The 26,058-nt window shown below is 56.7% G+C and carries 23 protein-coding genes and 2 pseudogenes; 15 read left to right on the plus strand and 10 right to left on the minus strand.

Going from position 1 to position 26,058, the window contains the following annotated elements; translation table 11 throughout:
• A pseudogene (locus tag A3OI_RS21820) lies at nt 1-577 on the plus strand (IS1595 family transposase); the annotation flags it as partial.
• A gap of 125 nt (nt 578-702) precedes the next feature.
• Here the strand turns inward: A3OI_RS21820 and A3OI_RS0108915 are convergent.
• Complete coding sequence (locus A3OI_RS0108915; protein ID WP_018403943.1) at nt 703-1,311, minus strand: c-type cytochrome; 609 nt, start codon at nt 1,309-1,311, stop codon at nt 703-705.
• Nucleotides 1,312-1,486: 175 nt separating this feature from the next.
• Between A3OI_RS0108915 and yihA the strand changes: the two genes are divergently transcribed.
• Complete coding sequence (gene yihA, locus A3OI_RS0108920; RefSeq protein WP_018403944.1) at nt 1,487-2,128, plus strand: ribosome biogenesis GTP-binding protein YihA/YsxC; 642 nt, start codon at nt 1,487-1,489, stop codon at nt 2,126-2,128.
• Between the two features lie 192 nt (nt 2,129-2,320).
• On the opposite strand, the gene A3OI_RS0108925 is transcribed toward yihA, so the two are convergent.
• Entirely contained in the window at nt 2,321-3,025 is a 705-nt protein-coding gene (locus A3OI_RS0108925; protein ID WP_018403945.1) for a TetR/AcrR family transcriptional regulator, read from the minus strand.
• Between the two features lie 126 nt (nt 3,026-3,151).
• Between A3OI_RS0108925 and A3OI_RS0108930 the strand changes: the two genes are divergently transcribed.
• Together A3OI_RS0108930 and coaD are read left to right on the plus strand one after the other, a co-directional pair.
• On the plus strand, nt 3,152-4,645 hold the full coding sequence (locus A3OI_RS0108930; RefSeq protein ID WP_018403946.1) for a coniferyl aldehyde dehydrogenase: 1,494 nt from the start codon (nt 3,152-3,154) through the stop codon (nt 4,643-4,645).
• 81 nt (nt 4,646-4,726) lie between these two features.
• A complete protein-coding gene (coaD, locus tag A3OI_RS0108935; protein WP_018403947.1) occupies nt 4,727-5,203 on the plus strand; it encodes a pantetheine-phosphate adenylyltransferase in 477 nt (158 codons plus the stop codon).
• 85 nt (nt 5,204-5,288) lie between these two features.
• Here the strand turns inward: coaD and A3OI_RS0108940 are convergent, their stop codons facing one another.
• The 3 genes from A3OI_RS0108940 to hemB all read right to left on the minus strand — a co-directional run bounded on the left by A3OI_RS0108940 (nt 5,289) and on the right by hemB (nt 9,806).
• Nucleotides 5,289-6,578 carry a DUF945 family protein gene (locus tag A3OI_RS0108940; protein ID WP_228702932.1) on the minus strand — a complete coding sequence of 430 codons (1,290 nt, stop codon included), beginning with the start codon at nt 6,576-6,578 and terminating at the stop codon, nt 5,289-5,291.
• 30 nt (nt 6,579-6,608) lie between these two features.
• Complete coding sequence (gene ppk1, locus A3OI_RS0108945; protein WP_018403949.1) at nt 6,609-8,750, minus strand: polyphosphate kinase 1; 2,142 nt, start codon at nt 8,748-8,750, stop codon at nt 6,609-6,611.
• A gap of 66 nt (nt 8,751-8,816) precedes the next feature.
• The gene (hemB, locus tag A3OI_RS0108950; protein ID WP_018403950.1) at nt 8,817-9,806 is read right to left on the minus strand and encodes a porphobilinogen synthase; all 990 of its coding nucleotides are present in this window, start codon (nt 9,804-9,806) and stop codon (nt 8,817-8,819) included.
• Between the two features lie 265 nt (nt 9,807-10,071).
• Between hemB and A3OI_RS0108955 the strand changes: the two genes are divergently transcribed.
• Nucleotides 10,072-10,410: a DUF503 domain-containing protein gene (locus A3OI_RS0108955; protein WP_018403951.1), complete on the plus strand. Its 339-nt coding sequence runs from the start codon at nt 10,072-10,074 to the stop codon at nt 10,408-10,410.
• Nucleotides 10,411-10,500: 90 nt separating this feature from the next.
• The gene (gene panP, locus A3OI_RS0108960; protein WP_018403952.1) at nt 10,501-12,156 is read left to right on the plus strand and encodes a pyridoxal-dependent aspartate 1-decarboxylase PanP; all 1,656 of its coding nucleotides are present in this window, start codon (nt 10,501-10,503) and stop codon (nt 12,154-12,156) included.
• Between the two features lie 94 nt (nt 12,157-12,250).
• Here the strand turns inward: panP and A3OI_RS0108965 are convergent, their stop codons facing one another.
• Together A3OI_RS0108965 and A3OI_RS19690 are read right to left on the minus strand one after the other, a co-directional pair.
• Nucleotides 12,251-12,517, minus strand: a complete 267-nt coding sequence (locus A3OI_RS0108965; protein WP_018403953.1) for a hypothetical protein — start codon at nt 12,515-12,517, stop codon at nt 12,251-12,253.
• 124 nt (nt 12,518-12,641) lie between these two features.
• A pseudogene (locus A3OI_RS19690) lies at nt 12,642-13,655 on the minus strand (inorganic phosphate transporter).
• A gap of 229 nt (nt 13,656-13,884) precedes the next feature.
• Between A3OI_RS19690 and A3OI_RS0108985 the strand changes: the two are divergent.
• A complete protein-coding gene (locus A3OI_RS0108985) occupies nt 13,885-14,343 on the plus strand; it encodes a flavodoxin (RefSeq protein WP_007348347.1) in 459 nt (152 codons plus the stop codon).
• Between the two features lie 63 nt (nt 14,344-14,406).
• Here the strand turns inward: A3OI_RS0108985 and A3OI_RS0108990 are convergent, their stop codons facing one another.
• The 3 genes from A3OI_RS0108990 to A3OI_RS0109000 all read right to left on the minus strand — a co-directional run bounded on the left by A3OI_RS0108990 (nt 14,407) and on the right by A3OI_RS0109000 (nt 16,722).
• Nucleotides 14,407-15,270 carry an acyl-CoA thioesterase gene (locus A3OI_RS0108990; RefSeq protein ID WP_018403954.1) on the minus strand — a complete coding sequence of 288 codons (864 nt, stop codon included), beginning with the start codon at nt 15,268-15,270 and terminating at the stop codon, nt 14,407-14,409.
• Between the two features lie 87 nt (nt 15,271-15,357).
• Nucleotides 15,358-16,542 carry an FAD-dependent oxidoreductase gene (locus tag A3OI_RS0108995; RefSeq protein WP_018403955.1) on the minus strand — a complete coding sequence of 395 codons (1,185 nt, stop codon included), beginning with the start codon at nt 16,540-16,542 and terminating at the stop codon, nt 15,358-15,360.
• 12 nt (nt 16,543-16,554) lie between these two features.
• Nucleotides 16,555-16,722: a rubredoxin gene (locus tag A3OI_RS0109000; protein ID WP_018403956.1), complete on the minus strand. Its 168-nt coding sequence runs from the start codon at nt 16,720-16,722 to the stop codon at nt 16,555-16,557.
• A 240-nt stretch (nt 16,723-16,962) separates the two neighbouring features.
• Between A3OI_RS0109000 and A3OI_RS0109005 the strand changes: the two genes are divergently transcribed.
• The 8 genes from A3OI_RS0109005 to A3OI_RS0109040 all read left to right on the plus strand — a co-directional run bounded on the left by A3OI_RS0109005 (nt 16,963) and on the right by A3OI_RS0109040 (nt 25,957).
• Nucleotides 16,963-17,520, plus strand: coding sequence for a hypoxanthine-guanine phosphoribosyltransferase (locus A3OI_RS0109005; protein ID WP_018403957.1), 558 nt, complete (start codon nt 16,963-16,965; stop codon nt 17,518-17,520).
• On the plus strand, nt 17,486-18,091 hold the full coding sequence (locus A3OI_RS0109010) for a chorismate--pyruvate lyase family protein (RefSeq protein WP_018403958.1): 606 nt from the start codon (nt 17,486-17,488) through the stop codon (nt 18,089-18,091). The genes A3OI_RS0109005 and A3OI_RS0109010 overlap by 35 nt, the downstream gene beginning before the upstream one ends.
• 95 nt (nt 18,092-18,186) lie before the next feature.
• Entirely contained in the window at nt 18,187-19,074 is an 888-nt protein-coding gene (ubiA, locus tag A3OI_RS0109015; protein ID WP_018403959.1) for a 4-hydroxybenzoate octaprenyltransferase, read from the plus strand.
• Between the two features lie 94 nt (nt 19,075-19,168).
• A complete protein-coding gene (gene phoB, locus A3OI_RS0109020; RefSeq protein WP_018403960.1) occupies nt 19,169-19,861 on the plus strand; it encodes a phosphate regulon transcriptional regulator PhoB in 693 nt (230 codons plus the stop codon).
• 28 nt (nt 19,862-19,889) lie between these two features.
• Nucleotides 19,890-21,215 carry a phosphate regulon sensor histidine kinase PhoR gene (phoR, locus tag A3OI_RS0109025; protein WP_018403961.1) on the plus strand — a complete coding sequence of 442 codons (1,326 nt, stop codon included), beginning with the start codon at nt 19,890-19,892 and terminating at the stop codon, nt 21,213-21,215.
• 149 nt (nt 21,216-21,364) lie between these two features.
• Complete coding sequence (locus A3OI_RS0109030) at nt 21,365-22,621, plus strand: lytic murein transglycosylase (RefSeq protein WP_018403962.1); 1,257 nt, start codon at nt 21,365-21,367, stop codon at nt 22,619-22,621.
• Nucleotides 22,622-22,685: 64 nt separating this feature from the next.
• On the plus strand, nt 22,686-23,378 hold the full coding sequence (locus tag A3OI_RS0109035; protein WP_018403963.1) for a pseudouridine synthase: 693 nt from the start codon (nt 22,686-22,688) through the stop codon (nt 23,376-23,378).
• Between the two features lie 149 nt (nt 23,379-23,527).
• Nucleotides 23,528-25,957 carry a phosphoketolase family protein gene (locus tag A3OI_RS0109040; RefSeq protein WP_018403964.1) on the plus strand — a complete coding sequence of 810 codons (2,430 nt, stop codon included), beginning with the start codon at nt 23,528-23,530 and terminating at the stop codon, nt 25,955-25,957.
• Nucleotides 25,958-26,058: the final 101 nt, after the last annotated feature.

Raw genomic sequence — 26,058 nt, forward strand, 5'->3', positions numbered from 1 at the left:
TATTGTCAGTCCCTACGCAAAGCGGCCAAGGTGACCGGTGTCAGCCTACGCACGGCCTTTCGCTGGCGTCATGCCTTTCTAAGCAGTCCCAGAGATCATAAGGCTACGTCGTTGTCCGGCATCATCGAGGCCGACGAGACATTCCTGCCGGAGTCCTTCAAGGGAAAAAAGACGATGCCTCGGCCAGCCCGTAAACGTGGGGGCGGTAAGGTGACTCTGGTGCCCATCGCATTGGCGCTGGATCGCTCCGGACACATTACCCACCCTGTTCTAGAGCACGACACCAAGGAGGAAATTATCGCAGCCTTGGCCCCAGTGATCCGCGAGAACTCCGTCTTGTGCACAGATGGCAACCTTTCCTATGTAGGAATGGTGAAGACGTTTGGCCATCTTGAGCATAAGCGATTGATTGCGAAGGATAACAGCCGGGTTGTTGAGGGTGTTTACCACACCCAGACCCTGAACAATTTTACCCAACGCTGGAAGGGTTGGCTTTATGGACGAAAGGGAGGAGTTTCAAGATGTTGCTTGGGTTCGGGAGGCGATTCCCAGTTTGGAGTGGCCTACCAACAGGTAAGCACAACAGCGCCCTGTATATCCAGTAGTATAGCGCTTCTTTCCGGCTTGTCATCAAGCCAAGCCACACATAAGGCGAGTGGCTTGCGCTCAGGCAGGGGTTTTTTGTTAAAACAACTGCCTGACTCAGTTAAGCCCAGAAACGTAACTGGCAACAGCTTCAATTTCAACATCGGTCAACCTGGACGCCACGTCCATCATAATCGCCGCATTGCTGCCGTTGTTACGGGTGCCATCGCGGTAAGCGTGCAATTGCTTGGCCACGTATTCCGCATTCTGGCCACCCAATGCCGGGTATCCGGCAGGCTCGTTACCGTGCCCTTGCGAGCTGTGACAGCCGGCACAGGATGGAACACCCGATGCCATGTTACCACCGCGATACAAGGCCTGACCCTGAGCCACCAAATCCGGGTTGGCCTGGTTTACGCCCATGTCCTGGCTGGCAAAATAGGCCGCAAGATCCTGCAAATCCTGGTCAGACTTTCCCGTTAGCTGTCCGGTCATTTCAACAATGACACGCTCATCTTTCTGGATGGCAACCAGCTGATTATGCAAATATTTTTCACCCAAACCCGAAATTTTCGGGTAAACGCCCATTATAGGATTGGCGCCGCCCTGGCCATGACAGGCCTGGCATGCTGCTGCGTTCTGTTCACCTGCTTGAGGATCTCCTGCCCCGTGCGCCATTGCTGTAAGGCTGACACCGAGAACAACTCCTGCGATCAGTTTCTTCATGCTCGCTCCGCTTCTCTCATCTTAAAATATTCTTGGTTGTACAGCCGTAAGGACTGGACCGCTCAGGCACAACACCGGGGCTGAAACTGCGGACACGTCAAGCGCACCGCCCGGAATTGGTGTAGCATTATACATTAATCCCTGCTAACTGAAATCGAAAGGAAAGCCAACAGCCGTGGACTCTGATCTGATTCAAAAAAGCCTGTCTTTCAATAGTGCCCGATTTCTGGTCAGCGCGTCGAAGCTGAACGAATGCCCGGCGGATATTGGCGCAGAAGTCGCTTTTGCCGGCCGCTCCAACGCCGGCAAATCCAGTGCACTGAACACCATCACCGTAAACGGCAAACTAGCTCGAACCAGCAAAACCCCCGGGCGCACCCGGCTTATCAACTTTTTTTCGCTAAACCGGGAAAATGCCCGGCTGGTAGACTTGCCCGGTTACGGTTATGCCAGAGTGTCTCGTGACATGAAAGACGACTGGCAAACCCACTTGGGCCATTATTTGAACGATCGTCGCTGCCTGCGCGGTTTGGTGCTGGTCATGGATATTCGCCACCCCTTGACCGAATTCGACCAAACAATGGTGCAATGGTGCCAGCACAACGATATGCCGCTGATGATTCTGGCGACAAAATCCGACAAACTGAAATTTGGCCAGGCTAAAACGGCCATGCTGGGCATTCGCCAGAAGCTGAACGAGTTCAGCTGCGTGCAGCATTTAATCATGTTCTCCTCCAGCAACAAAACCGGCCTGGATGAATGCCGCCATGCGCTGACTCAGTGGCTGGAAGCAGAGCCGGAAGCCACTGCAGAATAGTCGCTAGCCACTGTAGAATAGCCATAAGCCAATGGTGAATAGTAACCCGCGCCTTCGACGCAAGCCAGACATGAAAAAAGCCGGCCTAAAATAATTCAGGCCGGCCAACGTCAGGGTTTGCGACGTGCTAAAACCTGAAAGCACCTTCCTTGAGCTTCCAAACAAACACGGGAAACGTCCGGATTCCCCATGTTACTTGCTTTGATGCGCCGCCTGGCAAAAAGTTCCCGGGCGATAAGTCTCCCGCAGTGCCAGTACCGGTTCGCGATATTCCGGGGTCACGTGGGGCAGTTCCAGAGTCAACACCTGATAAATACCCTGCTTCAACTCTGCCAGCGATAATACCGCTGGCTCTTCGGTGGCGTGAGCGGTTTTTAGATAGGCCATCCAGTTGGTAATTACCAGCCAGACATTCAGCGCCATGGCGGAACGCAGCGGCTCGGAACGCGGCGTAATAATGCCACCGCTGGCGAGCTGGTTAAAGATACCGTTGATAGCGCTCAGGCAACGGCCGGTAAAGTCACCATAGCCTGCGCGCAGGCGTGGGTCTGCGTCTAGTAGTGACTCCAGGTCACGATGGAAAAACCGGTATTGCCACAAACCGTCGAACACTGCCTCCAGGTACCAGGCCAGGTCTGCCAGCACCAAAGGCTGGCTGCCGGGTGCGGCCAGATAATAATCAACCTGCTGCTGATAGGCTAGAAACAGCTCGTAAACAATATCGGCCTTGTTGCGGAAGTGGTAGTAAAGATTGCCAGGCGAAATCGCCAGTTCTGCCGCAATGTGGTTGGTGCTTATCGCACGCTCACCACTTTGATTAAACAGCTGCAGACTGGTCTGCAGGATTCGGTCTCGGGTTTTCATAAAGTCGCCAAAAATCGAAAAATCAACGCTCACGTAAACGCCAGCGGATGCAGCAGGCGCCTCTTTTTACGCCGCTTGACTCACTAGAGTATATACTCTAATAATGAATTTTAATGCAACCAAAGTGCGTTTTGCACTGATACACAGGGAGTCTTTCTAATGGGCGCAACCCTCGCAACCGCCGCTGCAAAGAACACCAACAGGTCGGCGGCAGACACGGAAAACCCGGCAGAGAACAGCGCCGAGCAGATTGGTTATACCCACGCCGTTTTCCAAAAACAGCAGCAGGCGTTTCGCGCCCAGCCCATGCCGACAGCCGACGAGCGCCGCAACAACCTGAGTCGATTAAAACAGGCGCTGCTGAGCTGGCAAGACCTACTCATAGCAGCCATTGATAAAGACTTTGGTTGCCGCTCGAAAGATGAAACCCTGATTGCCGAAATCATGCCGTCTGTGCAGGGCATTAACTACACCCTGAAACATCTCGACAGCTGGATGAAACCGTCAAAACGGCACGTATCCATGCTGTTCCGCCCTGCCAGCAACCAGGTGCATTACCAGCCTAAAGGCGTGGTGGGGGTGATTGTGCCCTGGAACTACCCGCTTTACCTGGCCATCGGGCCTTTGGTCGCGTCGCTGGCTGCGGGCAACCGCACCATGGTGAAAATGTCGGAGCTTACCCCGCACACCTCCGCGCTGATGAAAGAGTTAGTGGAAGCCACCTTCGACGAAGATCAGGTAGCCGTTATTCTGGGGGACGCCAAGGTCGCCGCGGACTTTTCCGAGCGGCCGTTCAACCATTTGCTGTTCACCGGTTCAACCTCGGTGGGCAAGTTGGTGATGCAGGCCGCGGCCAAAAACCTGACACCGGTCACCCTGGAATTGGGCGGAAAATCACCGGCGATTGTCGCAATCGACGTACCGCTTGCGGATGCAGCCCAGCGGATTGCCTTTGGCAAGGCATTCAGCGCTGGCCAAACCTGCGTAGCACCAGACTATGTGCTTTGCCCGGCTGACCGAGTGGCTGCTTTTGTTGAGGAATACCGCAAACAGTTCAGCGCCATGTACCCGTCACTGCGTGACAACACCGACTACACGGCGATTATCAACCAGCGTCAGTACCAGCGCCTGCAGGGTTATCTGGATGACGCCCGCAGCAAAGGCGCGGAACTCGTCGAGATCAACCCCGCTAACGAAATTCTGGATGCCGCCAGCCACAAATTACCGTTGATATTATTATTGAACACAACGGCGGATATGCGGGTAATGCAGGAAGAAATATTCGGCCCCATTCTGCCTGTTGTGGCTTACGAAACGCTGGACGACGCCCTGCTCTTTATTAACGATCGCCCGCGCCCGCTGGCCTTGTATTACTTCGGTTACAATCAGGAAGAACAGCAAAAAGTCGTGGTCAACACCCACTCCGGCGGCATGTGCATAAACGACGCGTTGATGCATGTAGCGCAAGACGACCTGCCGTTCGGTGGCATTGGTGACTCCGGAATGGGGCATTATCACGGCAAAGAAGGATTTCTTACCTTCAGCCACCAGCGTGGAATTCTTACCAAGCAGCAGTTCAACAGCGGCAAAGTGGTGTACCCGCCCCACGGCGGTGTTGCCCACAAACTGATCTACAAACTGTTTATTCGCTGATTCAGTTGCGCCCGGTTCGTCGCGAAACATCGCTGGCGCTGCTATTCTGGGCAAAATAACGACGTAGAGACGGAGCTGTACATGCCAAAAGTTATTTACCCGGGTACGTTTGACCCCATCACCCATGGTCATACTGATTTAATTGAACGGGCTAGCCGGTTATTCAACGAAGTGGTGGTAGCGGTTGCCTATAATTCCAAAAAAAAGCCCTTACTAGAACTGGAGGAACGCTGCGACCTGGTGCGCCAGGCCACGGCCCATGTTCCCAATGTGACGGTCATGGGCTTCAGCAATTTGTTAGCAGAATTTGTACGCGCGCAGAACGCCACGGTGATTCTGCGCGGCCTGCGGGCGGTGTCAGATTTTGAATACGAATTTCAGCTGGCAGACATGAACCGCCGCCTGGCGCCGGAACTGGAGAGCGTATTCCTCACGCCAACCAATCATCTGTCTTATATATCATCTACCCTGATTCGCGAGATTGCGTCCTTGGGCGGGGATGTATCCGAATTTGTTGATCCAGCGGTGCAAGCCGCGTTGAAAAACAAATTCAGCTAAAGCAGAGCGTCCGAACGGGGCTATTCCCTGAGCCAGACCAACACCGGCCAGCACGCCAAACCAGGCGGCTGGCCAGACACCTCGCTTACAGCAGCGGCGGCAGCGGAATGGGCCGGCCGTTGACGTTCAACACCAAATCTTTCAACGTTGCCTTCAGTAACAGGCGGTCACCTTCCGTGACCAACAACCCATCTTTAATCAACGGAGCTGTTTGCATGCGCACATCTTCGTTGTTTTCAGCCAGGGCCAGCGGTATGGATAACTCCATTTCACCTGCAAGCGCCGGCATGATCAGTAACGCTTCAGAATCGCCCGCAGCCCCAGGATGGGTTATCAGCACTTTGCCCTGTAACGGCCCGTCAGGGCTGACCAGATGAATGTCCGGGAACCCCACACTAAAGCCTGCCGCGGCTAGAAGCTGCAACGACTCGCCTACGTCTGACATCGCCTGCATTTGTTGTTGAAACGCGGTTGGGTCGCCGTTTTCGGCGGCAAATGCCGCCAGCTGCATATCCGTCACGCTGCGACTAACAGCGTTCCAGGCCTCTACATTCAGGCCCTTCAACGCGAACTCAATGCGGTGTGGCCCCAGGGTATCCCCTGCCGCCAACTGCAGCTCGTCCAGTTTGACGCTTATGAACGAATCCAGAGCGCTGTTGTCGTTTATCGCTTCGCTGTTCGAATAGAGCGACAGACCGCGCAGCATAATGGCGTCAGCGTTTGCAGGCATCAACTCCAGACTCTGCAAAGCGAGGGTGCCCTCGCCGATCCAGATGTCACCGCTCAGACGTTGCATTTCCTGCTCCAGCGTCAGATCGCTGAGGCGCAGATCTACCTCTTCCGAGGCAATCACCAGCGACGGCCAGTCTGCACTGATATCCACAGCGTCTGCGCCAAGGCTGCCATTTACGCGCACCACACCACCACTGCCAAAGACGGTTTCTACGTTATCGTCATCAGTGATGCTGAACTTGGGCACGGTCAGCTTGGCTACCGCCGAACCCCAAAGCCGAGTTTCTGCAGTCAAGCGCGGGGCATCATCGCCAAACCAGCTTTCGCCTGCCGGGGTCCAGCCGTTCACCGGTTTAAAATCGGTCAGGCTGCCGGTCACGCCATGGCTCACGCTGGCAAGGTAGGGAACACTCAGTTCCTCACCGCTTGCCGGGTCCCGTAACAACAATTTACCTTCAAATTCGGAGCTCCAGAATCCGCGGTCGTAGCGCCCGACTTGCATTTCCAACCAGGTCTGGGAACCGTTCACTTCCTGTGAAGCCCGCTGCCACTGTTGCTCGGTCAGGTAGCCTGTGCCATAGGGCAAAGCAATACCCGCCACCACTAGCAGTCCGGCAGATGCCATTATCCATTGTCGTTTCAAAGCGTTCTCCAGTCATACCACGTTCATAAATCAGGATTTGGCGGTCAGCCGCTCCAGCAACACCAGCTGCGACGCCAACCTTGGCTCGTCCTCAGCTGGCTCGTTCTGCACATAACTGCCATCGGCCTGCAACACCCAAGACTGGCAGTTATCAGCAAGATAGGTATTCAAATCGTCTTGCAAGCGTTCCACCAGCGCCGGCTCCTCCACCGGAAAGGCGACTTCAACACGCCTTAGCAGGTTACGTTCCATACCATCGGCGCTGGAGCAATACACTTGGGCTTGGCCATCGTTACCAAAATAGTAAACCCGGGTATGCTCCAGAAAGCGCCCGATAATAGAGCGCACGTGAATGGTACTCGACAACCCGGGCACCTGGGGCCGCAGGCAGCAGATGCCGCGAATAATCAATTCGATTTTCGCACCGGCCTGGGAGGCACGATACAGCGCTTTAATCAACTGCGGCTCGGTCAACGCGTTGAGCTTGAAAATAATCCGGCCCTTCTCACCCAGGCGGGTTTCCCGCTCAATCAGTTGCAGTATTCGCGAATGCAGAGTGAATGGTGAGTGGAACAGTTTCTTGATTTTTAACGCCTTGCCCATACCGGTCAGCTGCTGGAACAGTTTGTTCACATCGTCGCCGATAGATTCGTCGCAGGTCATAAAGCTGTAGTCGGTGTACAGGCGAGCGTTGGCGGCATGATAGTTACCCGTGCCCAAGTGCACATAGCGCCGCAAGCGGCCTTCTTCGCGGCGCACAATCAGAATCATTTTGGCGTGGGTTTTGTAGCCCACTACCCCGTACACCACAATTACCCCGGCTTCCTGCAGGCGGCTGGCCAGCTCCAGGTTTTCCTCCTCGCTGAATCGCGCCGTCAGCTCGATAACAACGGTGACTTCTTTACCGCGACGAGCGGCATCGGCCAAGGCTTCGACCACTTCGGAGTTGGCACCGGAGCGGTACAAGGTCTGGCGAATGGCCAGCACCTGCGGATCTTTAGCGGCCTGGCGCAGCAAATCGACGACCGGGCTGAAGTTCTCGTAAGGATGGAGCAACAGAATCGGACGCTTGCGGATGCTGTCAAACATGGAATCACGGCTGCGAATCTGGCGCGGGATCACCGGGGAGAAACCGGAATAGCTCAGGTCCGGTCGGTTCACTAGACCCCCCACCGCCAGCAGCCGGGTCAGGTTTACCGGGCCGCGCACCTCGTAGAGGTCGCGCTCGGTCAGGCCAAACTCGGCCAGCAGAAACTGAACCAGCTCCTGCGGGCAATTATCCGCCACTTCCAGGCGCACACCGTCACCAAAGCGGCGGCTCAGCAACTCGCCGCGCAGGGCCGATGCCAGGTCTTCCAGGTCGTCTTCCAGCTCCAGATCCGCATTACGGGTCAGGCGAAACTGGTAACAGCCTTTGATTTCCATACCCGGGAACAGCTCGTCGGTATGGGCGTGAATCATCGACGACAAAAACACCAGATTGTCGCCGCCGTCGCACACGTCGTCCGGCAGCCGCACCAGCCGCGGCAAAGACTTCGGCGCCGGCACAATGGCCATACCGGTTTCACGGCCAAAAGCATCTTTGCCGTCCAGCTCCACAATAAAGTTGAGGCTTTTATTTACCAGCCGCGGGAACGGGTGCGATGGGTCCAGGCCAATGGGGCTGACCACCGGTAGAATCTCTTCGTCAAAATAGGTGCGCACCCATTGGGCCTGAGCCGGGGTCCATTCGTGCCGGCGCACAAAGTGGATATTCTGCTTTTCCAACTCCGGAATCAGCACGTTGTTCAGGATATCGTACTGTTCGTCAATGTACTCGTGAGCCACACGGCTGATTTCCGCCAGTAACTGTTCCGGCTGCAGTCCGTCGGCGTAGACTTGTTCCCGGCCGTACTTCAACTGCTGGCGAATGCCCGCCACGCGAATTTCGAAGAATTCGTCCATGTTGCTGCTGAATATGCAGCAAAAAATGAGCCGGGTGATCAGCGGGTGGGTGTCGTCCAGGGCCTGCTTCAACACCCGATGGTTGAACTGCAGTTGGCTCAACTCGCGGTTGAAAAAATTTTGGCAGGCGTCCAGGCTCAGAGTTTCCTCGGGCGAAAGCACAGTGTCCGCTGCGGGCAAAGTGGAATCATTGTCGGCAATCTTCAGCTTGCCCTTTTTAATGGTCATTGGCTTACCGTCCTTGTTTTGTTACTGCGCTCTCAGCGCGGGGCCTGAGCGACCCCGCACTGCGGATCATTTCTGTTTCATCAGCCGCGCAGCGCGAAGAGCAAAGTAGGTCAGAATACCATCGGCGCCGGCACGGCGCATGGCCATCAGGCTTTCCATCATCACCGCATCGCCGTCCAGCCAGCCATTCTGCGCTGCGGCCATGTGCATGGCGTATTCACCACTGACCTGGTACGCGAACGTGGGCACCTGCAACTCGGTTTTCACCCGTCGCACAATGTCCAGGTACGGCATGCCCGGTTTTACCATCACCATATCGGCGCCTTCGGCGATGTCCATGGCCACTTCGTGCAGGGCTTCGTCGCTGTTAGCCGGGTCCATTTGGTAAGTAGCCTTATTGCCTTTGCCAAGGTTGCCGGCAGAGCCTACTGCGTCGCGGAATGGGCCGTAGTAGGCAGACGCGTACTTGGCGGAATAGGCCATGATGCGGGTGTTCACGTAGCCCGCTTCTTCCAGGGCTTCGCGGATCGCAATAATACGACCGTCCATCATGTCGGAAGGTGCAATGACATCGGCACCGGCTTCGGCCTGAGACAGCGCTTGTTTCACCAACGCATCTACGGTGATGTCGTTCAACACATAACCGTTGTCATCAATAATGCCGTCCTGGCCGTGTGTGGTAAACGGGTCCAGAGCGGCGTCGGTCATCACACCCAGTTCCGGATGGGCCTGTTTCAGTGCACGTACAGCCCGCTGCGCCAAACCCTGGGGGTCCCAAGCGCCAGAACCCTGCAGATCTTTATGCTCGGCAGGCACCACCGGGAACAGGGCAATAGCCGGTATGCCCAACTCCACCACTTCGGCGGCTTGGGCTACCAGAAGGTCAATACTCAAACGCTCCACGCCGGGCATAGAAGCCACGGCTTCGCGCTGGTTTTCGCCATCCAACACAAACACCGGGAAAATCAGATTGTCAGGCGACAGGTGGTTTTCACGCACCAACCGGCGGGAAAAATCACTGGCGCGGTTGCGGCGTAAACGGGTGGCGGGAAACATGCGGGGAGTCAGATTCGACACGGAACCTCCGGATTGGCAAAAAGAGTGGTACAAAAAATAAAAGCCGGCTGCGAACGTCGGCACAGGTTTTTATGATACACCTCGGCCGCCAAGCTTGCAGTTGCGTACCCGGCTCAGCAACTGTTCGAACGGCAAACTTGCAAGTGAATCTGTCATCGGCGTACCTTGGCAAACTGGGGACAGATTTCAAATCTGTCCCCGATTGAGAGCTGTCCCCTACCTTCCAAATCTGAAGGAATCGTGAATGTCTGACGCATTACGCAAACTGCTCAAGGAGTCGGCGCAGGCTCCGGCGATCACCCCACACATCGGCGTGCTCACCCTGCACTTTCAACTTTATGCCTGTGATGATCTGAAAGCCAAGCGGAAAGTGTTTGCGCCATTAAAAACGATCTGGGGTAAAGAACCGGACCTGGCGGTGGCCGAAACCGACCATCAGGACACCCTGGATTGCGCCACCTGGGCTGTCGTGGCACTGGGCTCGTCGTCACAGCAGATCAGTCAGCGCTTAGACCAGGTCGAAAAAGCCATCAACGAACGCATTGATGCCGCCATTCTGGACGTCGATCGGCAGCTGCTGTAAAGCACACTTGATGAGGCGCCGCCCTATGTGGCGTAACCACTTTTCACGCCGTATACTACGGCTCCTCCAGCAGACCGCGCGTGGCGCCCTATGACCGGAATTGAAAAATCCGCCCAGGCCTCTGTAGAGGCAATGTATCGTGTTTTCACGATTCCTGAGGCACCCGATTCTACCCTGAGCCGGATTGACCAGGATATATCCCGTAATCTTGCCGGTTTTCTTCAGGATCACATTGTTGCGGTAGAGCGTGACCTGGCCGACGTTGAGAAAAATTTCTCCGAATACAGCGTGCCAGAAAAGCCCATTTTTGTGTCTGAACAAACCCAGTTCCTGCTCGACAAACTGGTGGCGAACTCGGTACACACCGCATCACCGGCTTTTATCGGCCACATGACGTCGGCACTGCCCTATTTTATGCTGCCGCTGTCGAAGATCATGATTGCCCTGAACCAGAATCTGGTGAAAACCGAAACCTCCAAGGCGTTTACACCCCTAGAGCGCCAAGTGCTGGGCATGATTCATCGGCTGGTGTTCGAAGAAGACGGTTCGTTCTACCGCAAATGGATGCACAACCCCCGCTACGCGCTGGGCGCCATGTGTTCCGGCGGCACCGTTGCCAACCTGACTGCGCTGTGGGTAGCCCGCAACCACGCGTTTCCGGCGGAAGGTAACTTCCGCGGCTTGCAACAGGAAGGCCTGTTCCGCGCTTTGAAATATTACGGTTACGAAGGCGCCGCTATTGTTGTCTCGCGCCGCGGCCATTATTCCCTGAACAAAGCCGCCGACGTATTGGGCCTGGGCCGCGATGCACTGGTGACTGTGGCAACCGACAGCAACAACCGTATCCAGGTTGATGCGTTGCGGGAAAAATGCCTGCAGTTGCAGAAACAGAAAATCAAGGTGATTGCCCTCTGTGGCGTTGCCGGCACGACCGAAACCGGCAACGTAGATCCGCTGGAAGCCATGGCCGATATCGCCCGCGAATTCGGCGCACACTTCCACGTAGATGCCGCTTGGGGTGGGCCAACCCTGTTTTCCCGGCGTTATCGTTCGCTGCTAAAAGGCATTGAAAAAGCCGACTCGGTCACCTTTGACGCTCATAAACAGCTGTACGTGCCCATGGGAGTGGGTTTGGTGGTCTTCCGCGACCCCAGCCTGGCCAGTGCGGTTGAACACCACGCCCAGTACATTATCCGCAAAGGCTCGCGGGATTTGGGCAGCACCACGCTTGAAGGCTCGCGCCCGGGCATGGCCATGCTGATTCACTCAGGCCTGAAAATTCTGGCACGCGAAGGTTATGAACTGCTTATTGACACAGGCATTGGCAAGGCCCGCACTTTTGCGGCCATGATTGATAAGGCAGAAGATTTTGAGCTGATCACCCGGCCCGAACTGAACATTCTGACCTATCGCTACTGCCCAACTCAGGTCCGGCAGGCTCTGGAAAGCGCCGATGAAATGCTGGCGGAAAAGATCAACACCAGCCTGAACCGCGTCACCAAGTTTATCCAGAAAACCCAGCGTGAAAGGGGTAAGGCGTTTGTCTCTCGCACTCGTCTGGAACCGGACAACTACTACAACTTTCCCTGCATTGTGTTCCGCGTGGTGCTGGCTAACCCGCTGACCACCGCCGACATACTGTCGGACATTCTGGCAGAGCAGCGGCTGCTGGCCAGCGAAGACGGTATTGCCGACGAAATGGCAATTCTGAACAACCTGGCCGCCGGCGCCCGGGCGCAAGCCTAAGCGCTTCTAATCAGCTCTAAACAGACAGAACAAACAATAACGGCGCCTTACGGCGCCGTTATTGTTTGTTCTGTGCGAGCGCTTGCACCCGCTCTTAATAAAGCGCGTCTTCGTCGTCCAGCACTTCATGAATAATATCCAAAAACATACGATCTGCATCGCTCCACTTTTCCGGAATACGAATGCTGGTGCTGGAGCTGATCTCCCGCGCGATAGCCTCGTCAGAATTGGGTTCGCCTTTGTGCTTGCGGGCAATGTCCATCGATCTAACCGCAATGGTGGGTTCGCTCATTACTTTCTTGATAAACACCCTCAGCTCGTTAATCATCCTGGCCTGGTTGCTTTCAACGGATGTACTCATAAGCTCACTCCCCAACAAATAAGATTTCGGAAGCTATCACTCCCACGTCGTGTTACTCAGTATGGGCAAACTCGCCTTGAACGGCTAGTGTCCCGGTTCGCTAATTCGCTCGTCAAACAGGACACTAAATCATCAGCCCACGCAGGGTGAAAAACAACACGGCAGCCATCAACGCCGACGCCGGCACGGTAATAATCCAGGCCGCTGCGATGCGGGTCAGATGGGAACGCTTAACCATCTCTTCCCGGTAGACTTTCTTCAGCCGTTTACGGTCGTTTTTTGTCAGCGGCACCTGTTTTTTATTTTCCTTCGCACGCTTGAGCAAGTTTTCCATTTCCTCAACTGAGGCGTTACGGAAGACGTCCAGAAATGGCTTCAAACGTTCGCGCTCTTCGGGGTCACGCTCTTCCATGATCTTGTGCAGCTGGAGGGCGTAATTCGACTTCAGATACTCACGCAGGAAGCCAACGCCAAAATGACGGTCAAAGCAGCCGATAGCGCAATGCAAAAGGCGCGGGTTTTATCCAGCTCTGTGATTTCACTGCCCACGGTTTTGATCAGCCGCGGGCCAAACAGCATTAGGCCCAACGCAATACCCAAGGCGCCTACCGCCATCACCCACAAAGGAATACTGGAGGACGTCATTACGCCGCCGTTGGCCAGGGCATCGTTTATAGCCGCCAGGGGCCCGATGGCATTGGCTACGTCGTTGGCACCGTGAGCGAAACTGAGCAGCGCCGCGGCAAAAATCAGCGGCCAGACAAAGGATTGGTCGTCATTCAGGTTAGACGGGTCAATAATTCCGCCCTTGATGGTAGACACCACGCCGCCGCCGGCAATCAACGCGCCAGCGGCTTCAAAGACAGCCGTCAGAGCCCACCGCGGCGCCCAGCGACAAAGCGCCAGAGCCCACCGCAGGGCCCACATTGTTGGCAACATCGTTGGCACCGATGTTGATGGCCATATAGCCACCAATCACTGCAGCGGCCATCAGCAGCATGCCGTTTGGCAGGCCACTCGCAAACGAGCCTACCGACAACCAAACGCCCAGTAAAAACAACAGGCTGATTCCAACCCGAAAGCGTTCCGTGGAGGGGCTGGTAAGAAGTGTGTCCAGAAATCCGCTTGAACGGCTCATGTCATGAAATATCTCATGTGGCATGGCGTCATCTGAATGCAGAAAAACTGCAGGCGGCACTATAAAATTTTTGCAATGAAATTGAAATAAATCCGGCATAAATCACCGCATTGCAAAAAACGATCGGTCAGGGCTATTATCTCAACCTGTACATGGTTGCAGCTGCTTCTCATTACCAGCAACTCATTACCAGAAACCCAGACCTCACTCAACTGTTCGGAATTTTTCTATGCAAGCCATCCGCATTCTTGTTGGCAGCGTTTACGGTGGCGCTCTGATGAGTGCCCGCGCCGTCGAAAAGACACTGACGCCGCTCGGTTACCGTGTAACGGTTCTGGAAGAGCCACAGCTGTCTGACATCACCGACAACAACGACGCCCTGCTGGTGTGCACCTCTACCACTGGCCAGGGTGAACTGCCCTCCAACATCCTGCAGTTTTATGTGGATTTGCGGGACCAGCTGCCACAGCAGCCCGGCCGCCCGTTTGGCAGCATCGTGCTGGGTGACAGCTCTTACGGCGACACTTTTTGCGGCGCCGGCGAACTGATCGAAGAAGCCCTCTACGAAACCTCCGCGCGTAAAGTGGGTGACACCCTGCGCATCGACGCCATGGAAACCATGGCGCCCGAGATCGAGGCCGCTGAGTGGGCGCAGGAATGGGTCAAACAACTAAAAACACTTGCCTAAGACACAAACCAAAATCCCAGTCAGAGCTGTTTACCCCGGCTTTGACGGGTTCATTTTATACAGCTACTGGCTTTTTCGCAGGCGAATCAAGCATTCCTGTGCACAGGAAGCAACTATTTCACCGGAAGCATTGTAGAAACTACCACGATTCAACCCCCGCCCTGCCGCCGCACTCGGGCTGTCTTTGTCATACAACAACCACTCATCCATGCGGAAATCACTGTGGAACCACATAGCGTGGTCCAAGCTGGCTACCCGCAAGCCGACATCCCAAAACTTGACCCCATGGGGCACCAGCGACGTGCCCAGAAACGAAAAATCCGAGGCATAGGCCAGTAAGCAGCGGTGCAGCACCGGGTCATCCGGCAAGGTACCCCTTACTCGCACCCAATCCTGTGCTCGGGGTGGGCGGGGTTCGGGATGTAGCGGGTCACCCGGGGCGACCGGGCGGAACTCCACCGGTCGGTCGCGCGTCAGCAGAGGGCGCAGTGCTTCAGAAACATGGGGCGCTAGCAGTTCGCCCAGCTCCTGCTCGGTTTTCAGGGTTTCCGGCGCCGGCACCTTTGGCATTTCAAACTGGTGTTCAAGACCTGTCTCATCGCTTTGGAAAGACGCACAACAGGTCAAAATTTCCTTGCCTTCCTGGCGCGCGGTCACCCGCCGAACAGAAAAGCTGCCGCCGTCGCGCACCCGCTCTACTTCATAATCAATGGGCATGCGCTGGTTACCCGGGCGCAAAAAATAAGCATGCAGAGAATGACATAGGCGGTTCTCCACGGTACGGCTGGCGGCCATCAGCGCCTGGCCCAGAACCTGGCCGCCAAATACGTTTGGAAATCCCAGATCTTCGCTGTCACCCTGGAAATGATCTACGCCGGTAGCGCTCACGTTCAGCAAATCCACCAGTTTTCGGGTTATATCCAGCATGCAGGCTCCTGTTGAGTGATAATAAGCAAACGACCTAAATTCTCACCCAGGGCGCGCGGCTTGGCAATGAAAACCGACCATTCGCGCTCAGGAAGCTGCGTTATGCAGCGCCGGCAACTGCCGCGACAACGCCTGTTTCTCCATGGTAAAGCGACCGGTTAGCGCGAAGCCTAACAGCTTACCTTCTGGATTATTAAACAGCGCTTTAACGTGATTGCCATCCTGCTCGACCTGCCAATGCCCTTCCGCGCCCACCGGTGGTGGGTTTACCGCCGCCGGGCAGCAAGGTGTTTTTATCATCACCGGCATGGCCGGGTAGAGCACCTCGCTGCGCTCGCCGCTCAGGGTTTTTGCCAACGCACGGGCGCTCGCCATTAGCGGCATAACATACAGCAGTAGTTGGCCATCCACCTCAGCACAGTCGCCCAGGGCATACACATCGGGCGCCGAGGTTTCCAGCGCCCGATTCACCACAATGCCGCGGTTCACCGCCAGCCCGGCCTGCTGTGCCAGTTCGGTCCGCGGCCTTAGCCCCACTGCCGAAATCACCACATCGGCCTGCAGATGCCGGCCGTTGGTCAGCGCCAGGGTTACTCCACCATCGGCTCCGGCCGGCACTTGCTCAATGCGATCAACCTGGGTATTCAGGTGAAAAGTCACACCCAGCGCCTCCAATTCATTTTGCAGGGCGCGAGCGGCCTGTTCGGGCATCAGCGTGGGCATCACCGTTGCCGAGGGTGCAATCACTTCTACCTGATACCCGCCCAGAAGCAAATCATTGGCAAATTCACAGCCAATCAGCCCGGCGCCCATAATGGCCACGCACTCAGCGCCCGTCAGGGCGGCACGGAAGGCACGATAGTCGTTCAGGTCATTAATGGAATACACAGAACCGCTGCCACTGCCAGCCAGATGCAGTGGTACCACTTCCGCACCCCAGGCCAGCACTAACTTGCTGTAGCTTTGCCAGTGGTCACCCAACAGAACCTGGTGGGCCTGTGGGTTTAGAGCGGTCACCCAGGTATGGGGCATCAGGTGCAGATCAAACTGTTCAGCCATCGAATACTGGGTAGCCTGAGCCAGGCCGTTGGCATCTTTGCCCTTACCAAAGCCGTTAGACAGCATGGGCTTTGAGTAGCTGGTGCCGTCATCGGCGGTTACCAGCAGTATGGGTGCGTCCGCGTCGTGCTTGCGCAGCTCCCGCACCAACGAGTAACCGGCCAAGCCACTGCCAACAATGACAATGGGGTTGCGTTCGGAAGCTGTTGTCATGCTGTACCCGCCTCAGTCGATTTCGATCATTTCAAAATCTTCCTTACCCACACCGCAGTCCGGACACAACCAGTCTTCTGGCACGTCATTCCACGCCGTCCCTGGTTCAATACCGTCTTCCGGCCAACCTTCGGCTTCGTCATAAATCAGCCCACACACCACACACTGCCACTTCTTCATTACCTGCTCCTGCTCCTGTTACTATTGCTGTTAATAGCGATTGCCGTTCATCTACGCTTCAAATTGGCGCCCGGGCCAATCGTACCGCGGTAATTAACGCCTGCCGTAGCCCTACGGCGTGGTCAGTATGCCTGTTTTGCACGTGTAGCCATAAATACAGACCCCTCCATGCCCGGTTAGCTCTCCCTTCACACCCATCGCTCCGGTATAATCGCCCGTTTTACGACAGGACCGCCCGTTATGATCGATACCGTCGCCGAAATGAAGCAGGTAATGGCCGAAGCCGATTGTCTGGTTCCAAATCAGCAGGTACAGGCCGCTATTACTGCTCTGGCCAGCGTTATCACCGAACGCCTTGAAGGCAGTAACCCGTTGGTTTTCTGCGTGATGAACGGGGGCCTGATCACCACTGGCCAACTGCTCACCCAGTTGAACTTTCCCGTTCAGGCCGAATACCTGCATGCCACCCGTTACCGCCAGGAAACCACCGGCGGCATTCTGGAGTGGAAGCTGCGGCCGGAAGTTGATATGAACGACCGTATAATTCTGATTGTTGACGACATTCTGGACGAAGGCACGACCCTGTGCGCCATCGCCGATTATTGCCGCGCACACGGCGCCGCTGAAGTGCTGACCGCCGTACTGGTAGACAAACAGCACGATCGCAAATGCCGACCCGGCCTGAAAGCCGATTTCACCGGTATGGATGTCGAAGACCGCTTTCTGTTCGGCTTTGGCATGGACTACAAAGGCTACTGGCGCAATGCGCCTGGTATCTATGCTGTCAAAGGTCTGTAAAAACAGCCCAACGGCGGCCTGCGCTCTAACGATCCCGCCGGCCTGCTGGTATCGCCAGCCAGCGGCCGCGGGCTTGCGCGACCCTCAGGTTCATGGCCCGGCGCGTTACTGGTTAAACGTTCAGGGGTCGTTCACCCGAGCGTTGCAGCAACGCTGCCAGCAAAGTTTTCACGTAGAAGTCGCCAGCGAAGGTTTTGCCCTGCCCCGCGCCGAAGAAGCCCGCAAGCTGAACATTCCCTGGCGCCAGCAAGCGTGGATTCGCGAAGTGCGCTTGTGCGGCGATGGCCAACCCTGGGTGTTGGCACGTACCGTTATCCCCTTGGCCTGCTTGCAAGGGCCAGGCCGCCAGCTTCGCAACCTGGGCAACCGGCCACTGGGTGCCTACCTGTTCAGCCACCGCCAGTGGCATAGAGGCCCACTCGAAACCGGATTATGCCAGGGCACCCATAGCGGGCAGCCGCAGCTGGCCCGGCGCTCGCTGTTTCACACCCGCAGGCAGGGCCGCCAGCATTCGCTGATGGTGTGCGAATACCTGCTACCGCAGCTTTACAGCGGCGCAGAACGAACTTGATTCCGCCAGAGTTGGCAGCGGCTTTTTGACCCGCGCCCGGCACTGACTATAATCCCCTGCACATTCACCGTTATTACCGACCAGCGAACCCTGTCATGCTAGCCAACGCCTTGCCCGATCACGTTCGTTTACGCCTGCGGGATTACGCCCTACTGCTGCGCCTGAACCGCCCCGTGGGCACGTTATTGTTGCTATGGCCCACCTACTGGGCGCTGTGGCTGGCCGCCGACGGCATGCCCAGCCTGAGCAACCTGATTGTGTTCACGCTCGGCGTGTATTTTATGCGTGCCGCGGGTTGTGCCATTAATGACTTTGCCGACCGCGAATGGGACAGGCACGTCGAGCGCACCAAAGACCGGCCGTTAACCACCGGCCGCATCCATCCCTGGGAGGCCGTCGCGCTGTTTGCTGGACTGGGCCTGGTATCGTTTTTAATGGTGCTGCTGTTTACCAACACGCTGACCCTCTATTTGGCTTTTGGTGGCGCTCTGTTGGCGTTCGTTTATCCCTTTATGAAGCGCTATACCCACCTGCCCCAGGTATTTCTGGGGGCGGCCTTCGGCTGGAGCATTCCGATGGCCTGGGCTGCCCAAACCGGTGAGCTCAGCCAAGTCACCTGGCTACTGTTCATTGCCAATGTTATCTGGTCGGTGGTGTATGACACCTTTTACGCCATGGTAGATCGCGAAGACGACCTGAAAGTGGGCATAAAATCCACCGCAGTGCTGTTCGGTGACGCCGATCGCCTAATCCTGGGCATTCTGCAGACCATCATCATCGCCATACTGCTGCTGGTCGGCCAACAGGCCGAACTGGGCACTTTTTACTATATGGGTTTGCTGACCATGGCTTGCCTGTTCATTTACCACCAATTTCTGGCCCGTGAGCGCGACCGAGCCGGATGCTTCAAAGCCTTTTTACACAATAACTGGGCAGGTTTTGCGCTGTTTGCCGGGCTGGCCGTTGACCGCATGCTCGCCTGAGCAAAACTCTCGACCCGCTGTCACATATCTGTAACAGTAATCGGGTGTACTACGGCGAACTCAACGCAACGCAACGCTAAAGCAGGTTACCGCCATGCCCGAAAAAACCATTCTGATTGTAGACGACGAGTCTGCCATTCGCGAAATGGTCACTGTGGCCCTGGAAATGGCGGGTTATGACTGCCTGCAAGCCGCCGACGCAAAGGCTGCCCACACCCTGATTGTCGACAAGCGCCCGGATCTGATTTTGCTGGACTGGATGCTGCCGGACACCAGCGGTATCGAGCTGGCCCGGCGGCTGAAAAAAGACGATACTACCGCGGCAATTCCCATTATTATGTTGACCGCAAAAGTCGAAGAAGATAACAAAATACTGGGTCTTGAATCCGGCGCCGACGACTATATCACCAAGCCATTTAGCCCGAGGGAATTACTGGCCCGGCTGAAAGCCGTGCTGCGACGCAGCACCCCCGCCGGCGTTGATAGTGCACTGGAAGTCGGCGGTCTGACTCTGGACCCGCTCAGCCACCGGGTTAGTAGTCAGTTCGGACAACTGGAACTGGGGCCAACAGAATACCGCATGCTGCAGTTTTTCATGAGCCATCAGGACCGGGTATACAGCCGCAGCCAGCTGCTGGACCAGGTTTGGGGCGCCAACGTGTATCTGGACGAACGCACCGTAGACGTCCACATCCGCAGGCTGCGCAAAGCGCTTGGCACCCATCACGACCATCTGATACAAACCGTTCGCGGTGCCGGCTACCGATTTTCCGCAGACCCCGGCTAAGCGCCGAACCCGTTACGGAACCATTGCCATGCAACAGAACTGGTCGCAATACCTGCGCTTGATGATTGCCCTGCTAGGATTAACCTTGCTGCTGGGTTGGCTGGTAGGCTTTCCACTTTACGGTTTGCTCGCCGGTCTGCTGCTTTACCTGGGCTGGACCCTGGCGCAAACAAAACGCCTGCTACGCTGGCTGGCGCAACCGGATACTGCCAGCGAAGCGCCAAACAGCGTAGGCTTGTGGGGTAATATTTTTGACGGCCTGAACAAACTCCAGAAACAGCACATCAAACACCACCCTGCGCTGCAAGAGCGCCTTCAAAGGGTGCAGCAATCCGCCAATGCCATGCGCGACGGCGTAGTGATGACCGATTCCCACGGCGCTATAGATTGGTGGAACGGCAGCGCAGGTTACCTGCTCAATCTGCGTAACGGCACCGACCAGGGACAGCTGATTCAGAACCTGATTCGCCTACCCGCATTCATCCATTACTTTGAACAGAAGCAGTACCAGCAGCCATTGGAGCTGAACGCTCCGGCTCGCGCCCACCTGCGCCTGCAGATCCAAATCAGCCTGTTTGGCGATAACGATCGCCTGCTGCTAATCAAAGACGTTACCCGCCTGCATCAGCTGGAACAGGTGCGGCGGGATTTCGTTAGCAACTTATCCCACGAAATGCGCACACCGCTGACTGTTATCAGCGGTTACCTGGAAACCCTGGCGGACCATAGCGATGAAGTACCGGCCAACTGGCAACGCGCCCTGGCCACCATGGCAGACCAATCGGCGCGCATGGAAGCCTTAATCGCCGACCTGATTCTATTGTCGAAAATCGAAACCGGCGATCGCAATCTGCACGAAGGCACCGTCGATGCAGGCACTCTGCTGCGACAGGTTTGCGATGACGCAAACGCCCTCAGTGGCGGCAAGCAACACCGGATTGAGCTGACAATCGACGGCCCGACGCAGATACGCGGCGACTTGTCACAGTTGCGCAGCGGGGTCTCTAATCTGGTTTTTAACGCGGTAAAGTACACCCCCGCACAAGGCCAGATTCGCGTTCGCTGGAGCGCCGGCGAGCAAGGTCCACTGCTGACGGTGGAAGACAACGGCATTGGTATAGACCCAAGCCACCTCTCGCGATTGACAGAACGCTTTTATCGCGCTGACCCCAGTCGCCACAAAGACACCGGCGGCACGGGGCTGGGTCTGGCTATTGTTAAACACGTGCTGTTGAACCACGACGGACAACTGCTCATCAGCAGCAGCCCGGGGAAAGGCAGTACCTTTAGTTGCCAATTCCCCGCGCAGCGGGTCGTTGCTAGCGAGGCGCTGCCGCTCGAAAGCGGGCAATAAAGCGCGGCGCGTAAAAAATGGTCCCATCTTGTGGGTGTAGGTTACTGATTTGTCACCCTCCAGCAGTGGCAAGTGTGTTTTTAGGGCCGCAAAAAACGCTACTATGGGCGTCAATAATACGTCCTACGCCCATTTTCCGGAGGTTCTACGTGCCCGTCTCCATTTCCCGCCTTCTTCGCCCGGCCGCCACGGCCCTGTGTGCCGGCATGCTGGCCACTCTGCCGCTGAGCGCTAGCGCCAGCCTTGCCGACAAGGCCACGGACCAGCCTGCTGCGCTCAACAGTTTTGAGACGTGCAAAGCAGATTTGCAACAGCAGGCCGTAGCCGCCGGCGTTAGCGCTGAAACCGCGCGCAGCGTATTAGCTGGCGCGGAGTATCTGGAACGGGTGATTGAGCTGGACCGGCGCCAGCCGGAATTCACCACGCCCTTTGCTGACTATTTGAACCGCCGGGTAAACGACACTCGCATCGATAAGGGCCGTCAGCTATTAATAGAGCACGCCGATCTACTGCAACGAGTGACCAATGAAACCGGCGTGCCCGCCGCCTATTTGCTGTCCTTCTGGGGTTTGGAAACCAACTACGGCAGCTATTTTGGCAAAATGTCGGTGCCCAGCTCATTGGCGACACTGGCCTGTGACGAGCGCCGTAAAACCTTTTTTACCCGCCAGCTGATTGCTGCCCTGCAGATTGTTGACGAAGGCGCCATTAGCCCTGAGCAAATGGAAGGTTCCTGGGCCGGTGCTATGGGCCACGTGCAGTTCATGCCCACGGTCTTTCTGAAGCACGCCGTCGACGCAGACGGCGATGGCCGCCGTGATTTGTGGAACAGCCTGCCAGACGCGCTGATGTCAGCCGGGCAATTCTTGCAGTCTATGGGCTGGGATGGCGACTACCGCTGGGGCCGTGAAGTACAGCTACCCGATAACTTTAACTTCGCCCTGGCCGATGGCCGTCGTAAATCTCTGGAGCAATGGAACCAGCTTGGCGTTACCAACGCGTCAGGCGGGCCCCTGGCCGAGGAAGCGATCGATGCAACATTGATCGTACCCGCCGGCCACCAAGGCCCGGCGTTTTTGGCCTATCACAACTTCAAAGTGATTATGGGCTGGAACCGCTCGGAATTTTACGCCATCGCCGTGGGCCACCTGGCCGACCGTATCGCCGGTGCAGGCGGGTTACAGAACCCTCCCCCGGTCGATGCGCCTGCGCTGTCCCGCGACAACATCATGCAGTTACAGCAGCAGCTGGAACAGCGTGGATATTCCGCCGGCACGCCAGACGGCATTATGGGCCCGGCCACCCGTGCCGCCATCCGTCAGTACCAGATTGCCAACGGGCTGGTCGCCGACGGTTACCCGGGGCCTCAGGTTTTACAAGTTCTGCAGGTTACACCGGCGCTTTGATGCGGCGAACAAGCACCCCGGCCAGCCTTGCCACGTCAGCTCCCGGCCAGGAGTGTTGAAGACCATGCGCCTCGATCAATTTATTGCCACCAGTTCAGAGCTTTCACGCAAAGAGGCAAAGCGTGCCATAGCCGCTGGTGACGTTCAGGTAAACGGCGACGTATGGAAGAATTCGGCCACCGCCGTTCCAGCTAACGCTGAGGTTATGCTGCAAGGAGAACCCGTTGCCCTGCCTGCTGAGCGCTACTTGATGCTCAACAAGCCCGCAGGATTTATCAGTGCGACCCGCGACAGCGACCAGCCCACAGCGCTGGACCTTCTGCCGGCAGAGCTGGCCCGCAATCTTCATATTGCCGGCCGGCTGGACGCCGACACTACCGGTTTGCTGTTGCTAACAAGCGATGGTCAGTGGTCACACCGGGTTACCTCGCCAAGAGTGGAGTGCCCGAAAACCTATCAAGTGGCTCTGAGTGCACCCATTTCACAAGCGGCCATTGCAGCCTTGGAAACCGGCGTGATGCTTCGTAACGACACTAAGCCGACAAAACCTGCTCAGGTGAAGGTGCTGCAGTCACAGCTCATAGAGCTGACCATTTCTGAAGGCCGCTACCACCAGGTCAAACGCATGATCGCCGCCGTTGGTAATCACGTCACGACTCTGCACCGCAGCCGCATTGGTGGGGTGACGCTGGATCCGGCATTGGCCGCTGGTGAGCATCGCTTTCTAACCAGCGCCGAAATCGCCAGTTTTACCTAGAAATTTTCAAACCGCCGATGACGCAGCAGCCGGCACCAGATCTTACTCCGGTGTAATCTGTACAGGCCACCACGCTGACCTGCATCAATAGCCCCCGAATCCGCCGCGCATATACTTCCGCCATACTTTGACATAAATAGAAGGCTTGTATGTCTGCGCCCGACCTAAACAACGATTCTCTGATTGACACTCTGAGTCACCCCCTGACGGGCAATGCGCAAGACGCATACAACCACTGGCGCGCCGGTTATGGCGTTATCCGCCACGGTGACCTGCTGTGTGCAAGCGTGCTGCGCTTGGCCCGGCAGCTGGTCAGTCGCACGCTGCAGCCGAATCTGGAAGCCGTATTCCATCACCTGGCTGCTCTAGACCGGCTTGCCAGTGCAGGCATGTGGCAAGTCGTGCACATGACCTACACCAACCGGGTGTGCTTAAACGGCAAAGCGCTTGCGGCGGATGACTTCAAACCCAAACCCGAAGGCCATACCGGCGGTGCGTTGAACATGGTGCCCGCCTACGCCGCTTACCTGGCCAGCAACAGCCTGACCGGAAAAACCCGCAGCTGGCTGATGGGCCAGGGCCACTGCGTGGCTGCTATTGACGCCCTTAACGTGCTAACCGGTAATCTGCATCCGGAACAACAGCAAACCTATGGCGGCGCCGATGGCCTGACACAGCTGGCCCGAGATTTTTACAGTTACCGCCAGAATTCCGATGGCAGCAACGCCGCGCCCTTGGGCAGCCACGTTAATCCTTACACCGCCGGCGGCATTATCGAGGGCGGCTATTTGGGCTTTGCCGAGCTGCAATACGCACACATGCCCCTACCCGGCGAATCTCTGGTGGCGTTTTTGTCTGACGGTGCCGCTGAAGAACAGCGCGGTAGCGACTGGATTCCGCGCTGGTGGCGCGCTGAAGACTGCGGTTTGATAATGCCCATTATGATTGCCAACGGCCGGCGCATTGAACAGCGTACCGAACTGGGCACCCGCGAAGGCCTGGAGCGCTTTGAAAAACATCTGTCCGCGCGCGGCTTTGCACCCTTCCGTTTTGATGGTCGCGACCCTGCAGCGTTTGTGTGCGCCATGCTGGATATGGAATGGGCGCTGGAAGAACAGGTCGAGGCCGTATTGAGTGGTCAGCAGAACTATCCCGCACGGATTCCCTACGGCATTGCCGAAACCATCAAAGGCTTCGGTTTTTACGGCGCGGGCGAAAATGCTGCACACAATTTGCCGCTGCCGGGCAACCCGCGGGTTGACGCACGCATACGCGAACTGTTTCATCAGCACACCGCGCCGCTGCACGTTCAGCCAGACGAACTGACCGCCGCACTGCGCACGCTGAACCGCCATCAAGATCAAAAAAGACCGCTAGAGCGGGACCACCCTCTGGCTTTGCGCACCCCCCCGGACCCGGTTATTCCAACGCTGGCGCCGGTGCAGCAAGCCGCATCGCCGATGACCGCCATCAACGATTTCTTCTGCGCGCTGGTTGGGGCCAATCCGACATTAAGGCCCCGCGTGGGCAACCCGGACGAGCTTGCCAGCAACCGCCTGGAAGGCGTATTGCACCTGTTAAAGCACCGGGTGAACGAACCGGAAAACAACCATGAGTCGGTTCTGGGCGGGGTTATTACCGTATTGAATGAAGAAGCGGTGGTGTCTGCTTGCCTAGCCAACAAGGCCGGGCTCAACCTGGTGGCCAGTTACGAAGCTTTCTGCGTGAAAATGCTCGGGGCCATCCGTCAGGAACTGATATTCGCCCGTCATCAAACTGCAGTAGGGCGCCCTGCACGCTGGCTTGGAATGCCCGTGGTCGCAACATCACACACTTGGGAAAACGGCAAGAATGAGCAATCCCATCAAGACACAACGTTCTGTGAAAGCTTACTAGGGGAAATGAGCGATGTCTCCCGCGTGGTGTTCCCCGCTGACTACAACAGCACCCTGGCGCTGATGCCCGGCATTTATCGCAACCGCGGTCGCATTACCTGCATGGTTGTGCCAAAGCGCGAGCGGCCGTGTGTGTTCAACACCGCNGAAGCGGCGCTGCTGGCGCGCCAGGGAGCGATTGTGATTGATGAAGACACTGGCGGGCGCGAGCCGGTTATGCTGATTGCGAATGGCGCCTATCAGCTTTCAGAAACCATCCGTGCCTGTGAACGATTGCGCGACAGCGGTGCAGCTTTCCGCCTGGTGTATGTTCAGGAGCCAGGGCGTTTGCGTCAGCCCCGCGACGCCCGGGAAGCCGCTGAGTGCATGAATGAACTGGAACGTGAACAGTTATTCCCGGGCCGGCTAAGCTGCCGGGTCGCGCTAACGCACATGCGCGCGGAGGTGTTCCGTGGCCATCTGCACACGCTGTTTCCGGTACCGGCAACATCACGGGTGTTGGGTTACCGCAACCATGGCGGCACGCTGAACGAAGCCGGCATGCTGTTTACCAATGGTTGTTCCTGGGCCCACGCCCTGGCGGCTTGCGCCAGCGTAATGGCGCTGCCACCCGGCGAATGGTTATCCAGCGCGGAACTGGCAGCGGTAGAAGGCCGTGGTGACCCTGCGGTTATCACCCGCTAAGCGGCCATTGCTAAAATCTTATTCAGTACGGATAACAGCCACAAAAAAAGGCAGCCTTAGCTGCCTTTTTTTATAGCGGGTTACTTCTGCATCCAAGCGGG

Origin of the sequence: Marinobacter gelidimuriae (assembly GCF_000372805.1) — a bacterium.
Taxonomy (GTDB): Bacteria; Pseudomonadota; Gammaproteobacteria; order Pseudomonadales; family Oleiphilaceae; genus Marinobacter; species Marinobacter gelidimuriae.